11 protein-coding genes are annotated in these 14896 nt (G+C 61.6%); 1 reads left to right on the top strand and 10 read right to left on the bottom strand.

Going from position 1 to position 14896, the window contains the following annotated elements:
• Positions 1-42 precede the first annotated feature (42 nt).
• The 5 genes from NVB75_RS21915 to hutC form a co-directional block, all read right to left on the bottom strand.
• Entirely contained in the window at positions 43-1008 is a 966-nt protein-coding gene (locus tag NVB75_RS21915; RefSeq protein WP_063033493.1) for an ABC transporter substrate-binding protein, read from the bottom strand.
• A gap of 69 nt (positions 1009-1077) precedes the next feature.
• The gene (locus NVB75_RS21910; RefSeq protein WP_258343274.1) at positions 1078-2535 is read right to left on the bottom strand and encodes a cytosine permease; all 1458 of its coding nucleotides are present in this window, start codon (positions 2533-2535) and stop codon (positions 1078-1080) included.
• A gap of 142 nt (positions 2536-2677) precedes the next feature.
• Positions 2678-4348: a urocanate hydratase gene (hutU, locus tag NVB75_RS21905; RefSeq protein WP_258343272.1), complete on the bottom strand. Its 1671-nt coding sequence runs from the start codon at positions 4346-4348 to the stop codon at positions 2678-2680.
• A 389-nt stretch (positions 4349-4737) separates the two neighbouring features.
• Complete coding sequence (locus NVB75_RS21900; RefSeq protein ID WP_258343271.1) at positions 4738-5295, bottom strand: HutD family protein; 558 nt, start codon at positions 5293-5295, stop codon at positions 4738-4740.
• On the bottom strand, positions 5292-6071 hold the full coding sequence (hutC, locus tag NVB75_RS21895) for a histidine utilization repressor (RefSeq protein WP_177025851.1): 780 nt from the start codon (positions 6069-6071) through the stop codon (positions 5292-5294). Before hutC ends, NVB75_RS21900 begins: the two co-directional genes overlap by 4 nt.
• Positions 6072-6149: 78 nt before the next feature.
• Here hutC and NVB75_RS21890 point away from each other — a divergent pair, with 78 nt between their 5' ends.
• On the top strand, positions 6150-7514 hold the full coding sequence (locus tag NVB75_RS21890) for a formimidoylglutamate deiminase (protein ID WP_258343269.1): 1365 nt from the start codon (positions 6150-6152) through the stop codon (positions 7512-7514).
• Between the two features lie 128 nt (positions 7515-7642).
• Here the strand turns inward: NVB75_RS21890 and NVB75_RS21885 are convergent, their stop codons facing one another.
• The 5 genes from NVB75_RS21885 to NVB75_RS21865 form a co-directional block, all read right to left on the bottom strand.
• Positions 7643-8212, bottom strand: coding sequence for a lipocalin family protein (locus NVB75_RS21885; RefSeq protein WP_017478186.1), 570 nt, complete (start codon positions 8210-8212; stop codon positions 7643-7645).
• A 32-nt stretch (positions 8213-8244) separates the two neighbouring features.
• Positions 8245-8499 (bottom strand): hypothetical protein, encoded by a 255-nt coding sequence (locus NVB75_RS21880; RefSeq protein WP_003217986.1) that lies wholly within the window; start codon positions 8497-8499, stop codon positions 8245-8247.
• A gap of 257 nt (positions 8500-8756) precedes the next feature.
• On the bottom strand, positions 8757-9767 hold the full coding sequence (locus NVB75_RS21875; protein WP_003217989.1) for a class 1 fructose-bisphosphatase: 1011 nt from the start codon (positions 9765-9767) through the stop codon (positions 8757-8759).
• Positions 9768-9874: 107 nt separating this feature from the next.
• Positions 9875-11230 (bottom strand): DUF3999 domain-containing protein, encoded by a 1356-nt coding sequence (locus NVB75_RS21870; RefSeq protein ID WP_258343268.1) that lies wholly within the window; start codon positions 11228-11230, stop codon positions 9875-9877.
• Positions 11230-14766 carry a DUF2339 domain-containing protein gene (locus tag NVB75_RS21865; RefSeq protein WP_258343267.1) on the bottom strand — a complete coding sequence of 1179 codons (3537 nt, stop codon included), beginning with the start codon at positions 14764-14766 and terminating at the stop codon, positions 11230-11232. The genes NVB75_RS21870 and NVB75_RS21865 overlap by 1 nt, the downstream gene beginning before the upstream one ends.
• Between the last annotated feature and the right edge of the window lie 130 nt (positions 14767-14896).

Genomic DNA, 14896 nt, shown 5'->3' with positions numbered 1-14896 from the left:
CGTGCGTCCGGTTGCCGGCGAGGACAACCGGAAACGCTCAACCTACAAGGCCGCGTCGATTTTCTTGGCTGCGTCGTCGCTCACCCATGCGTGCCAGACTTCAGGATGTTCCTTGAGGAAAATTTTCGCCAGTTTTGGCGATTCAATTCGTTCTTTGGCCATGCGGCCCAGGTTCTGGTTCAGCAGATCGATGGGCAGGTTGACCTTTTCCAGCACAGCCACCAATTCCGGGGCTTGCTCGTGGAAGGTCTTGGACAGACCGACCTTGATGCTCACGCTTTTATCCACACCGGGCTTTTCTTCCAGCTTCACCAGGTCGACCTGGCCCATCAACGGGGTGGGCGACCAGTAGTAGAACAGGATTGGCTCGCCACGCTTGTAGCTCGACAACACCGCCGCATCCAGCGCCGGGCCGGTGCCTGGGCGGAAGTTGGTGTAGGTGCTTTCCAGGCCATAGCTTTTCAGCATCTCGCTGTTGTCCAGCTCACAGGTCCAGCCGGCCGGGCAGTTATAGAAACGGCCCTTGGACGGCTCTTCCTGGTCCTTGAACACCGAAGCGTATTTGGCCAGGTCGGCGATGCTTTTCAGGTCCGGTGCCTTGGGTTCCAGCTTGCGCTTGGCGTCGCCTTCGATCACGTAGCGCGGCACGTACCAACCTTCGACAGCGCCCACGACCGGAGCACCGACACCGACGACTTTGCCGGCCTTCTCAGCCTTGTTCCAGACTTCGCTGCGGCCTACCCACTCCTCGGCGAACACCTGGATGTCATTGCTGCTCAGGGCGTTTTCCATGGTGATGGAGTTACCCGGCAGGCTGTCGGTTTTGCAGTCATAGCCTTTTTCCAGCACGGTTTGCAGGATGTCGGTCAGCAACATGCCGCTTTCCCAGTTCAAACCGGCAAATTTCACCGGCTTGCCGGACTCGCACCAACCGGCCGCCTGGGCGCCAGCAGAAGCCAGCAAGCCTGCCGAAAGCAAAGTGGCCAACAGGGTCTTATTCATTTTCATTGTTGTGACGCTCCCAATCTTGAAATGGATTACGGCAGTCAGTAGGCATCCTGCCCTGTCCACGTCCCATCAGGCCTGTGCAGCCAGCCCGTTTGTCGTTGGTGCAGCGCCCTGCTCTACCGGCAGGATCAGGTGTTCAGGTATTGCGCTGTGCCACTTTTTGGCAGCCCAGTAGTACAGCGCAGCCGGCACCACCAGGCCGATGATCCAGGAGATATCGGTGTCGCCGAGGCTGGCGACCAGTGGCCCGGTGTAGAAATGCGTGGAGATGAATGGCATCTGAATCAGCACGCCAAACACGTAGATGCTGATGCCCATCAGGTTCCAGCGACCGTAGCGGCCGTCGGGATTGGACAGCGCCGGGATGTCGTAGCGTTCTTTGGTGATGCAGTAGAAATCCACCAGGTTGATCGCGCTCCAGGGCGTGAAAAACGCCAGCAGGAACAGGATGAACGCGGAGAAATCCTTGAGGAACGAATCCTTGCCCAGCAACGCCAGCGCGGCGGCAAGCGACACCATGACGAAGATGTACAACAGGCGCGTGCCACTGCCGATATGTCGGCTGCCACGGAAGCCGCTGATGATCGTCGCGATGGACATGAAGCTGCCGTAGGCATTGAGGGTGGTCACGGTGACCTTGCCGAAGGCGATGCTGAAATACAGCAGCGCCGCGACGATCCCGGTGCCGCCCAGGCCGACGATAAACGACACTTCATGGTGAGCGAATTGCGAACCGGCCAGGGCCGCTGCAAATACCCCAAACACCATCGAAGCCTGTGCGCCGATCACCGAACCCAGGCCTACGGCCCAGAAGGTTTTCGAGGCTTGCGTGCTGCGCGGCAAATAGCGCGAGTAGTCCGCCACGTAAGGGCCGAACGCAATCTGCCAGGACGCTGACAGGGAAATCGCCAGCAGGAAACTGCTCAGGGAAAAATGCTTGTTGCCCAGCAACGCACCGATGTAGTTACCGGCCAGCAGCTTGTAGAACAGGTACACGAAGGCAACCACACCCAGCACGCTGGCGACGCGACCGATACCGTGGATCACCCGGTAGCCGAAGATCGTGAACACCATGATCAGCCCCGCGAACAACACGATGCCGACCCAGTCTTCGACGTGGAGCAACTGCGCCACCGCCTGCCCCGCCAGCAATGAGCCGCTGGCGGAAAACCCGATGTACATGAGGCACACCAGCACCAGCGGGATCACCGCGCCATACACGCCAAACTGCACGCGGCTGGAGATCATTTGCGGCAAGCCCAATTGCGGGCCCTGGGCGGCGTGCAGCGCCATGACGCCGCCACCCAACAGTTGACCGATCAACAGACCGATCAACGACCAGAACACATCACCGCCCAACACCACGGCCAGGGCCCCGGTGACAATCGCGGTGATTTGCAGGTTGGCACCCAACCACAGGGTGAACTGACTCAATAGACGGCCGTGTCTTTCCGCTTCCGGGATGTAGTCGATCGAACGCCTTTCGATCAACGGGGTGGTGCTTGCACGAGCGTCTGTTACAGCCATTTATGTTCAACCTCTGATGGATTGTTTTTGGGTGAAACGCAGATCACATGTGGGAGCGGGCTTGCTCGCGGAAGCGATGGGTCAGCTAACGACTTCGGTGACTGATACACCGCATTCGCGAGCAAGCCCGCTCCCACACTGGTTATTTGATCATCGGGAGATTGAGGCCCTGCTCTTTGGCGCAGTCGATGGCGATCTGATAACCCGCATCGGCATGACGCATCACACCGGTGGCCGGGTCGTTGTGCAGTACGCGGGCGATGCGCTCGGCCGCTTCGTCGGTACCGTCGCAGACGATCACCATGCCGGAGTGCTGGGAGAAGCCCATGCCGACGCCGCCGCCGTGGTGCAGCGAAACCCAGGTCGCGCCGCTGGCGGTGTTGAGCAAGGCGTTGAGCAGTGGCCAGTCGGACACGGCGTCGGAACCGTCCTGCATCGATTCGGTTTCACGGTTAGGGCTGGCCACCGAGCCGGAGTCCAGGTGGTCGCGGCCAATCACGATCGGCGCCGACAGCTCGCCGCTGCGCACCATTTCGTTGAATGCCAGGCCGAGCTTGGCGCGCTGGCCCAGGCCAACCCAGCAGATACGTGCCGGCAAGCCCTGGAAGCTGATGCGCTCGCGGGCCATGTCCAGCCAATTGTGCAGGTGGGCGTCGTCCGGGATCAGCTCTTTGACTTTGGCGTCGGTCTTGTAGATGTCTTGCGGGTCGCCCGACAGTGCCGCCCAACGGAACGGGCCGATGCCGCGGCAGAACAGCGGGCGAATGTAGGCCGGTACGAAACCCGGGAAGTCGAAGGCGTTTTTCACGCCTTCTTCCTGGGCCATCTGGCGGATGTTGTTGCCGTAGTCGAACGTCGGCACGCCCATTTTCTGGAAGTCCAGCATCGCCTGAACGTGCACCGCCATGGATTGCTTGGCGGCCTTGATCACCTCGGCCGGTTCGGTCTTGGCGCGGGCGCGGTATTCGTCCCAGGTCCAGCCAGCCGGCAGGTAGCCGTTGAGCGGATCGTGGGCGCTGGTCTGGTCAGTGACCATGTCCGGGCGCACGCCGCGCTTGACCAGTTCCGGCAGGATTTCCGCCGCGTTGCCCAGCAGGGCGATGGAGATCGCGCGGCCTTCCTTGGTGTATTTCTCGATGCGCGCCAGGGCGTCGTCGAGGTCGGTGGCTTGCTCGTCGACGTAGCGGCTGCTCAGGCGGAAATCGATGCTGACCTGCTGGCATTCGATGTTCAGCGAGCATGCGCCGGCCAGGGTGGCGGCCAGCGGCTGGGCGCCGCCCATGCCGCCAAGGCCGGCGGTCAGTACCCAACGGCCCTTGAGGTCATCGTTGTAATGTTGGCGGCCGGCTTCGACGAAGGTTTCGTAGGTGCCCTGCACGATGCCCTGGCTGCCGATGTAGATCCAGCTGCCGGCGGTCATCTGGCCGTACATGGCCAGGCCCTTGGCGTCGAGTTCGTTGAAGTGTTCCCAACTCGCCCAGTGCGGCACCAGGTTGGAGTTGGCGATCAGTACGCGCGGGGCATTGCTGTGGGTCTTGAATACACCGACGGGTTTGCCGGATTGCACCAGCAGGGTTTCGTCGTCGTTGAGGTTGGTCAGGCTTTCGACGATCTGGTCGTAGCATTCCCAGTTGCGCGCGGCGCGGCCGATACCGCCGTACACCACCAGCTCTTTCGGGTTCTCGGCCACCTGTGGGTCGAGGTTGTTCATCAGCATGCGCAGCGGCGCTTCAGTCAGCCAGCTTTTGGCGGTGAGCGTGTTGCCACGGGCAGCGCGGATTTCAACGTCACGGTACTTGGTAGGCTTGGTCACAAAAAATTCCTCAACGATCAATGCGCGAACATGATTGGTGCGAAGAGGATGCTCATGGACTCTTACGCACACATCTTTACTTGTACATACAAGCATATGCAATCAGGCGGCCAACTTGGCGGAGGGCAGTTGCAGATTTTTCGCGAACGGGAGCGCAAGCCTTTAAGAACAAGGCTTGGCAGCTTGATGAATTTTCTTGCAGAAGGTTTTTACAGCGAGGGAGGCTCGTTACTCAGGCAGGCTTTTGCGCCATGCTGGGGCATTCGGTAACAAGTTGGTGCGGGAAGTGGGAACAGTTTTGTAGGAGCGAGCTTGCTCGCGAAAAAGGTACATTCAACGTAGCAATACGCTTGAAATACCTTCGCGAGCAAGCTCGCTCCTACAGTGGTTTAGTGTGCAGTCAGTTCGATGACGCAGCAACGGCCAGTGATGCTGACGTCCAGCAAGCTAGTGTTACCGTCCAATTGCAGGCAGTCATGACGGTTCAGCCGCTCACCGAGCACCTTCACCTCATCGGCCACACTGAACACCAGCACGCTGTGCGCGGCGCTGAAGAAACGCTGCGTACCGTCCATCCATTGCAACCGCGCTTGATAGCGTTGCGGCGAATAGATGAGGTTGAAATCGCGGATCGGCCCACCGATCAATCGGCAGGCCACCTGGCTGTCACCCTTGAACGGGAATGGCTGCAGCGGTAACAACCCGAGTTGCTCCTCGCCGTCCACCGTCAGCACCATGCCCGAGCCTTGCAGCACGGTGATGATCCGCTGGTACCCGGCAAAGGTGGAAAACCCGCCCGACTCGGCGATATCGGCAATCGACAGGCGCCAGCCGAAACCGTCCAGGCCCTCGCCCGCGTCACGGGTGATTTCTTCAGTGCTGCCGCCGCCGTTTTTCCACGGCATGCGGATGTAATCGGCGGCGCGCCAGACTTTCATCGAACTCATTTACTGAAACGTCCTTCCAGGCTATGACGGGAACCGGGGTGGATCAAACGCGCAGCCGTGACCGGCTGGCGGCCAGACCAGGTGCGGCGGCGAATCAACAGGCATGGCTCGCTGGTTTCAATTTGCAGCAACGTGCATTCATCGGCGTCGGCCAGGATTGCCTCTACCACGTGCTCGCCCTCGGTCAACGGCGCTACCTGGTTGAGGTAGGCATAAGGCGTTTGCTGGGTGAAATCCTGCTGCAGGTATTCCGGTGCGACCAGGGCGTTGACGAAGCGGTCTTCGATTTGCACCGGAATGTCGTTTTCGTAGTGCACGATCAACGAGTGGAACACCCGCCCGCCTTCGCGCATTTCCAGGGCGACGGCGCGCTCGGAACCGGCAGCTTCTTCACCGAGGGTGATGACTTTGCACGTATGACGATGACCGCGAGAGGCGATCTCATCGGCAATGTTGTGCACTTCAAACAGCGCCGATTGACTCTTGGGCTCGGCGACAAAGGTGCCCACACCTTGCATGCGCACCAGCAGGCCTTCTGCGGTCAACTCGCGCAGCGCACGGTTGATGGTCATGCGGCTGAAGCCCAGCTGGTTGACCAGTTCGCTTTCCGACGGCACTCGATAATGCGGCGGCCAATTGCCGTTGAGAATCTGCTGGCTGATCATCTGTTTGACGCGGGCATACAAGGGCGCCGGACTTTCGTCCATGTGGGCAGCCAGTGGAGACTTGGCAGGCGGAGTCGGCACGGGAAATCCTTGTAGGTGAAAAAGAAGCATAGCTTGCCGGAGTTTACCGAGCAGGCAAACGTCTGTATATGTATATACAAATAAACACACGACCGGGGTGCCTGAATCATGTCCGCTTTCTTTGCCGAACGCGCGCTGCTGCCTAATGGATGGGCCAACGATGTACGTCTTGAAGTCAGCGCCGATGGCAGGCTGACCAAGGTTGAGCCCAACGCCAGTGCAGACGGTGCCGAACGGCTGAGGGGCCCGGTGCTGGCGGGCATGCCGAACCTGCATTCCCACGCGTTCCAGCGGGCGATGGCCGGGCTGGCGGAAGTCGCCGGCAACCCGAATGACAGCTTCTGGACCTGGCGCGACTTGATGTATCGAATGGTCGGCAAGATCAGCCCCGACCAACTGCAGATTATCGCGCGCCAGCTGTATATCGAAATGCTCAAGGCCGGCTATACCTCGGTGGCCGAATTTCACTACGTGCACCACGACGTCAGCGGCCAGCCTTATGCAGACCCCGCCGAGCTGTCGCGTCAAATCAGCCAGGCCGCCGCCGGCAGCGGTATCGGCCTGACCTTGTTGCCGGTGCTCTACAGCCATTCCGGTTTTGGCGGCCAGGCGCCCAATGAAGGCCAGCGGCGCTTTATCAACAGCACCGAGCATTACCTGAACCTGCAATCACGCCTGCAACCGATTCTGGCTGCGCAACCGGCGCAACAACTGGGCCTGTGCTTCCACTCGCTGCGCGCGGTAACCCCGCAACAGATCAGCGACGTGCTGGCCGCCAGCGACAAGACGTGCCCGGTGCATATCCATATTGCCGAGCAGCAAAAGGAAGTCGACGACTGCCTGGCCTGGAGCGGCCAGCGTCCGCTGCAATGGCTGTATGACCATGTTGAAGTGGATCAACGCTGGTGCCTGGTGCACGCCACCCACGCCAGCCCGGAAGAAGTGACATTGATGGCCAAGAGCCGGGCGATTGCCGGGCTGTGCCTGACCACTGAAGCCAACCTGGGGGACGGAATTTTCCCGGCGGTGGACTTCCTGGCCCAAGGCGGGCGCATGGGGATTGGTTCCGACAGCCATGTATCGCTGAGCGTGGTGGAAGAATTGCGCTGGCTGGAATATGGGCAGCGGCTGCGGGACCAGCGGCGCAACCGGCTGTATCGCAGCGATCAACCGATGGTCGGCCGCACGCTGTTCGATGCCGCGCTGGACGGCGGCGCCGAAGCGCTGGGGCAGCCGATTGGGCGCCTGGAAGTCGGCAAGCGTGCGGACTGGCTGGTGCTGGATGGCAACGATCCATACCTGGCGACGGCAAACGAAGACGGGATTCTCAATCGCTGGCTGTTTGCCGGGGGTGATCGCCAGGTGCGCGATGTGCTGGTGAACGGCCAGTGGGTGATTCGCGACGGGCATCACGCCGCCGAAGAAGACAGCAGCCGGGCGTTTACCCAGGTTCTGCGGGATTTGCTGGGCTAACAAACGATACATAACAAATGTGGGAGCGGGCTTGCTCGCGAAAGCGGTGGATCAGTCAACACATTGGTGACTGTCACACCGCCTTCGCGAGCAAGCCCGCTCCCACATTGGATTGGCGCTGTTTTGTATTACTGCGAAGTCTTCGCCATTTGCTTGTCCGACGTACGCCAGATCAAACGCGTGGTGTCATACCCCTGTTGCCGCGCCCTGCTCAGCAGGTCTTCGCGGGTGTCGGCGCTGACTGTCGGCGTGCGCGACAATAACCACATGTAGCGCCGGCTAGGGCTGCCGACGATGGCGGTCTTGTAGTCATCGCTGACGTACAGCACCCAGTAATCGCCCTTCGCCACGCCCGGCAACAGCGAGGTGAACCAGTTATTGAATTCCACCCACAGTTTGTCGGTCCTGCCGGCGACCTGCGGCGTGGCCGTGCCCTTGGCTTCTTGCCATTTCCACTCAGGCGTCAGGCAGCGGTTGAATACCGACATATTGCCGTCGGGCAACAGCGTGTAGCGGGCTTCGGACTGTGCGCAATTGCGCTGGAAGTACATCGGCAAACGGGCCAACTCATACCAGGTGCCCTGGTAACGCTTGAGGTTGACGCTGCCGACAGTCTTGGGTTGCAGATCATCGCCAGAATGGCTGGCGCAGCCCGCCAAAAACAGGCTGGCGCAGAGGTATAGAACGAAACGCATCATGTTGTTTTTCTCCCGCAGGCTTTCGCCCCGGTTTACTTCAGGCCTTGCCCGGAAAAAATCAGTACTTTGTCACCGGCGTATTGCACGCTGATAAAGCTGTTTTTATCGCCCCAGGTGCAACTGGACATACCCAGCGCGCCAGAGCAATCAGTCGGCTTACCCAGCAACGACTCCACTTCGGCCTTGGGCATGCCGGCCGACAGTTTTGCGTAATTTTCTTGGGTGACCTTGCTGCAAGCGGCCAGAAGCACGCAAAACGACAACAGGGCGAGACGGCGTAACGACATGGAATAACTCCTGGAGAGACGAAGCAGCTTGGGGGTCTGCCAGAAGCTTAGAAGGGAAAAGGGGTGTCTGGTTCCCGACGAGCGAAAACAAAAAAGCCCCGAAAACGCTGAAACGTTTCGGGGCTCAGTCAAGCGAATCAAATCACTGTAGGAGCGAGCTTGCTCGCGAAAAACGTTCAGGCGGCGCGGGCAACCAGGCAGCCCGTGTCATCGTTAACGCTCTTCGCGAGCAAGCTCGCTCCTACAGGTCACCAGGCTTATGCCTTGTGGTAACCGGTCACACGCTCAACTTCTTCCTTCGAACCCAGGAACACCGCCACCCGCTGGTGCAGGCCTTCCGGCTGGATGTCGAGGATGCGCTGGTGGCCGTCGGTGGACGCACCGCCCGCTTGTTCAACCAGGAACGACATCGGGTTGGCTTCGTACATCAGGCGCAGCTTGCCCGGCTTGGAAGGCTCGCGGCTGTCACGTGGGTACATGAACAGGCCACCACGGGTCAGGATGCGGTGCACGTCGGCAACCATCGCAGCCACCCAGCGCATGTTGAAGTTCTTCTTCAACGGGCCTTCCTCGCCGGCCATCAACTCACCCACATAGCGGGTAACCGGCTCTTCCCAGTGGCGCTGGTTGGACATGTTGATTGCAAATTCCTGGGTGGACGCAGGAATGGTGATGTCTTCGTGGGTGAGCACGAAGCTGCCCATTTCACGGTCCAGGGTGAAGCCTTTGACGCCGTCGCCCAGGGTCAGCACCAGCATGGTCTGCGGGCCGTAGATCGCGTAACCGGCAGCGACCTGCTCGGTGCCTGGCTGCAGGAAGGCCTTTTCGTTCAGGGCTTCGTTCTGGCTCAGGTATTCGTTCGGGCAACGCAGTACCGAGAAGATGGTGCCGACCGGCGCGTTGATGTCGATGTTCGACGAACCGTCCAACGGGTCGAATACCAGCAGGTACGCGCCTTTCGGGTATTTGCCCGGGATCTGGTAGGCGTTGTCCATTTCTTCGGACGCCATGCCGGCCAGGTGACCGCCCCATTCGTTGGCTTCGAGCAGGATTTCGTTGGAAATCACGTCGAGCTTCTTCTGCACTTCGCCTTGTACGTTTTCAGTGCCCATGCTGCCCAGGACACCACCCAGCGCGCCTTTGGAGACGGCGTGGCTGATTTCCTTGCAAGCACGCGCCACCACTTCGATAAGGAAGCGCAGATCGGCAGGCGTGTTGTTGCTGCGGGTCTGCTCGATCAAATAGCGACTCAGGGTAACGCGGGACATGGAAGGCTCCGGAAATTGGGGGCTAAAAACCCGCGCAGTTTAACGCGAGTCGGGGCGTATTTCCTCCTATCAGAGGATTTAAACCCAATAGAGTTCATGGACTTTATTTAACGTGCCACCGGCGGCTTGCGCAGCAAACTGTAGGCCATGGCTCCAAGTGCCGCCACACCGAGCAACAGCACGGCCCAAAGACCGAGCTTTTTCCAGTTCGGCCCGGCATCGACAGGGGTCGCAACCGCAGGCGAAGTCACCACCGCCTCGCCCGCCACGTTGGCCTGCCCAAGCGCGGCGAGGCGTTCGACGCTGTAATCCGGGATCAACGTCGACAGCGGCAAGTTCGCGCCCTTCACCGACGAATTACCCAACGCCAACGTGAACGGTGGCTCGCCCCGCGCCAGGAACACCAACTGCGTGGCTCGCACCGCAAAGCTCAAGGTCGGCGCCTCAACACCCAGGCCACCGCCGCGCTCGTCCACATCGAGCTTGAGCTGGGCAACAGCCTGGCCTGACAGCTGTAATTCATTCTGTAAAACGTCCTGGCCATTTTGCGTCAGTCGATAGAGCAAGCCACTGCTCAAAGGCTGCCAGGCCTGGTTGCTCTCTCGGCGGCCCGACAAAGTGACCGGTGCGAGGCTGTTGGGTTGGCTCAGGTCGATACGCAGACGTTCGACGTTCAGTGCGCTGGGCAACTGCCAGCTGTATTCCCCGGCCTTGAGACGGCTGCCCGACAACGGCTGCGACCACACCAGCGGCAACGGCAGGCTATGGGCGCTGACACTCTCCAACTGCGCCGACGTCAGTGTCGGTGCGGCCTGGCCTTTCCAGAGCAGGCGCAGGTACCGCGCCGACTGCCCCGGCAAACTCACTTCGTGCTGCTCGACCCGCTCATCGGCAAACGACAGTCGCGCCACCTGCCCTTCGCCCCAGGCACGCCAGTGCTGCAAATCGTCGCTGGCTTCGATGCTGAAACGCTGGAAGCCGTCGCGCTCACTGGTCCAGTCGAGAACCAGTTGCTGCAACGGCGCCTTGATCCCACTGGCGTCGAGCAACCAGCCGCGCAAGACCTCTTCGCCTGCCTCCAATTGGCTAGACGGCTGTACTTGCACCAACGTGCCGGTGGAAGTGGATTGCACACGCACGCTGGGCACGGCTTCAGCGGAGTCGGCCGCGGCGTACAGCGGGAACCACTTCACGTTGGACAGGCTGCGGCTTTCGGTGCTTTGCGCCGACTGCCGCGCCAGCGCATAGGCCTGTGGCTCGCCAGCGGCGTTGAACACCCGCACATCGCTCAGGTCGGCCTGACGGGCGCTCAATTGCACCGCCAGCGGCAGCTCCAGGCGGTACCAAGGACCTTCGCCGCTGACCGTCAGCGGCACTCGCGTGGTGAAATCGGCGGGCGTTTCCTGGGCCCAGGCCGACAACGTTGTGCACAACCCCAACAGCGCCACACTCAACTTGCCCATCAAGAAGCCACTCCTTCAGTTTCAACCACCGGCTCGGGACGCTTGGGCGGCAGCGGAGCGAAATAACCCACCACCAGCAACAGCCCGCCCACACCGATAAACGATACGATCCGCGCCAGCCCGCCACGGTTGCTCAATTCGACGAAGAACAATTTGGCGACCACCACGGCAATCAACGCCGCACCGATCAACCACACCTCACGCCGGTGACGCAGATGGCCACCGATCATCAGGCTCAGGGCAATCAGGGTCCACACGATCGACAGCCCGGCCTGCACCAGCATCGACTCCAGCAACGCATCCAGATGGAACGGCACGCCGCCCCAATGGTGAGCCGTACGCATCACCAGGGCGGTGAAGAAGGCGAACAACGAAACCCCGGCAACCGCCTGGGCGATCAGTTCGGCGCGCGGCCCGCGTTGCGGGGCGGCACTGCGGGACCACAGGTACACACCCAACAGCGCGAACAACAATCCCAGATCCAGTGGGTTAAGCAGCGGTACATACGGCAGCGGCTCGGCGGTGCCGTCACTGAAGATATTCGCCAGCCAGAACCAGCCGAGCATCAGCACGGCCAGCGGCAGCGCGGCATACAACCGATACTCGCGTGGGTATGCCGACGCCGGCCACGGCCAACTGCGCGGCGCAGCGGCCAGCACCAGGTACAGGCTCGGCAGGATCGCCCAGCCCAGCCAGCGCCAGGCGTTGTATTCCTCGGACAACAGCAACAGGCCGTAGCGCAGCTCCAGCGCCAGCACGCCGATCAGCAGCCAGCAACCAAGCACATGCGCGGCGCTCAGGGCTTTCTCCGGAATGACTGAAGCCAGGCGTCGCAGCGACACGAAGTGCACCGCAAACACCGCCGCCCACGCCAGCCAGGCGAAGTTCGCCGCCGGGTGATAACGCGAGCCCCACGCGCCCAGCAACACCACGCCCACCGCCGGCATCAACAGCGTGCACAACACGCCCAGCGACGCCCATTGCAGCCGCAAAGCCAGCACCGCCCAAATCGCTACACTCACGGCCGCGACTGCCAACAGCCAGGTGCCTTGCAGCGTTGATGGTGCAAAACGCAGCACTTCACTGACCAATGCCAACGTCCACCAACCCGCGCCCCATACCAACAGCACGTCGGACAGCCGCTGCAAGCTCAACGCTTCGAACACCGGCGCATGAGGCAGACGCTGCAAGCGCCAGGCCCCGACCAGCGCTGCCAGCCCGAGCACCATCGGCGTCCAGAAGCCGCTATGACCCAAAGGACGCAAGCCTTCGCTGTCCAGCGGCCCGAGCAGGTCCGGCACCGCGATCAGGAACGACGCGCCGCCGACGATTTGCAGCAACAACCCAAAGACAAAACTGACGCGCTGTTGCAGATAGAGGCTCAGCCAGATGATCAACAAGCCGCTGGCCGCCCACACGCCGCTGGCGGTCTCCCATGGCAGCACGAACAGCACCGCGAGGTTGATCAGCGCCAGGCCGGCCAACAGCACCACCGACAGGCCACGCAACAACCGCACATCGCTGCGCACCATGGTGTCCCGCGCGGCCAGCAACATGCCGCCGATCAACGCCAGGCCAATCAGCGAGGCGGTGAGCAAGCCGCTCCAGCCGGCACTTAACACCGCACCCGAATCAGCGCCCGCTTGAAGGCGCAGCAGGAACATCGCCCCACCCAGCAACTGCACGGCAAACGCGGTGAAGAGGAACGTGCGCGAGCCGATCCGCAGACCCACCAGCAAGGTCGCAAGTCCCGCTATCGCCCAGCTGATAGCGGTGCCTTGGGTCGACAGCAACAGCGGCGCAAGCAGGTACAAGAAGCCCAGGCCGACACTGGCCAATACCGGCAAGCCACGACGTTCCCACAGTGCCGCCTGCTCAGTCGGGGCTTTGCGCAACTGGAAGAAACTGAACAGCAATGCCGCGCCCAGCAACAAAGCACCGAGCGGCGCGCCATCCAACAGACTGGTTTCGCCCACCCGCAATTCGCTGAGGAACGCCAGCGCCGAGCCGACTTGCAACAGCAAGCCAAACGCCCGTGCCAACGGCCGTTGCTGGCGCAGGCCGAGCCAGAAGATCCCGGCGCCTTCCACGGCCCAGGCCGCCGCCGTCCAACGTGCGTCGAGGCCCAGGGGAATCGCCAGGCTGGCGAAGATCACACCCAGCGCCAGGCAGGTTTCCGCCAGCAGCAAGGCGCGACCACCGCTCAGCAAACGGGCCAGGCCCATGTAGATAATGCCCAGGGCCAGCGCGCTGAACGCGGCGGCAAACTCCAGGTGCTGCACCAGCGCAAACTGCAGCCCGAAACCCACCAACGGCGGACCGAACAGCATGCTGCCGTCGACATAGTCGCCCTTGGCCGCCGACCAGCGCAGCAACGCGCCACGGCTGTCATCGTCCGGTGCGTCGCGCATCTCCAGCAGCTTGCGTCGGGCGAACAACAGACCAATGCCCAGGTACATCAGGAAAAACACCATCAGGAACGGCTCGGTGCTCCACAGCAACTCCGGCGTATAAGAGCGCATGCCCCAGGCGAAGCCGATACCGAACGTGCCGACAAAGCCGATCAGGTTCAGCAGGCGCCAGGCCTTGAACCAGGCGATGGCGAGAATGCCCGCGTTAAGCAGGGCGAAATAGCTGAACAGCGCCACATGATTGCCAGCGCCGGTAGACGTAAGAATAGGTGCGGCAAAACCGCCGAGGGCGGCGGCGCAGGCCAGGCCGAGGGCGTCCTGGGTAATCGCCAGGATCGCCGAGAACACCGTGACAGCCACCAGCAAGCCGAGGGCTGCACCGGGATCAAGCAACGGATGCAGACGCATCGCGGCGAACACCGTCAGGTACAACACGGCGATGCCGGTGCCTTGCAGCATCAACCCATAATTGCTGTTGCGCAGCCGCAGCCACCACCCCAAACCCAGCAAGGCCAGTGCACAGCCGGCAACGCCCGCGTAACGCAGCTCGATCGGTACCACCATGCCTTCAGTGGCATAACGCAGCAGGAACGCCAGGCCGAGGAACAACAGCACCACGCCGACCCGCAGCACGGTGTTGCCGCCGAACAGCCAGTTGCGTGCGCCACTGATGGCGCGTTCGAGCAAGTTGGGGCCGCGAGGTGCCGCAGGCGTAGCAGGTTGTTCAGGGATTTTTTCGCTCGGCTCAGCCCTCCAGACGTCAGCCGGCAATGGCTGGCTGGGCTCGGCCGCCACGGTTGCGTAGGCCGGTTCCAGTTCAGCGGGTAACTCCCAGACGAGCTCGGGCGGCGCCGCTACCGGCGGCGGTTCTTCGACAAAGACAGGTTCGGGGGTTTCAACGGCACCCGGTGTTTCCAGCAAGGCCAGGCGTTGCTCGACTGCTTTAAGGGCGCTCCTGGCAGACTCCAGCTGACGGCCTTGCTCCTCCGTACGCGAGGCGAGCATCGACAGGCGAATCGCCTGGCCAATGCCCAACCCGAGCAGCGCTCCGATGCCCGCATCACTGAACGACTCATCGAGCGTCCAGCCGAGCACCAGGCCAATCAGCATGAAAATCCATTGCATGGTCGATATCCCTAAGCAGCCCGAAGCGGGCAAAGGCGATGCTCAGTATATCGACACGGACCCCATGTGGGAGCGGGCTTGCTCGCGAAGGCGGTGGATCAGTCACAAATTTGTCGACTGGTCCACCGCC

This window comes from Pseudomonas sp. CBS, assembly GCF_024734645.1.
GTDB lineage: Bacteria > Pseudomonadota > Gammaproteobacteria > Pseudomonadales > Pseudomonadaceae > Aquipseudomonas.
The sequence above is the reverse complement of the archived record's forward strand: the minus strand, read 5'-3'. Positions and strand labels throughout refer to the sequence as shown.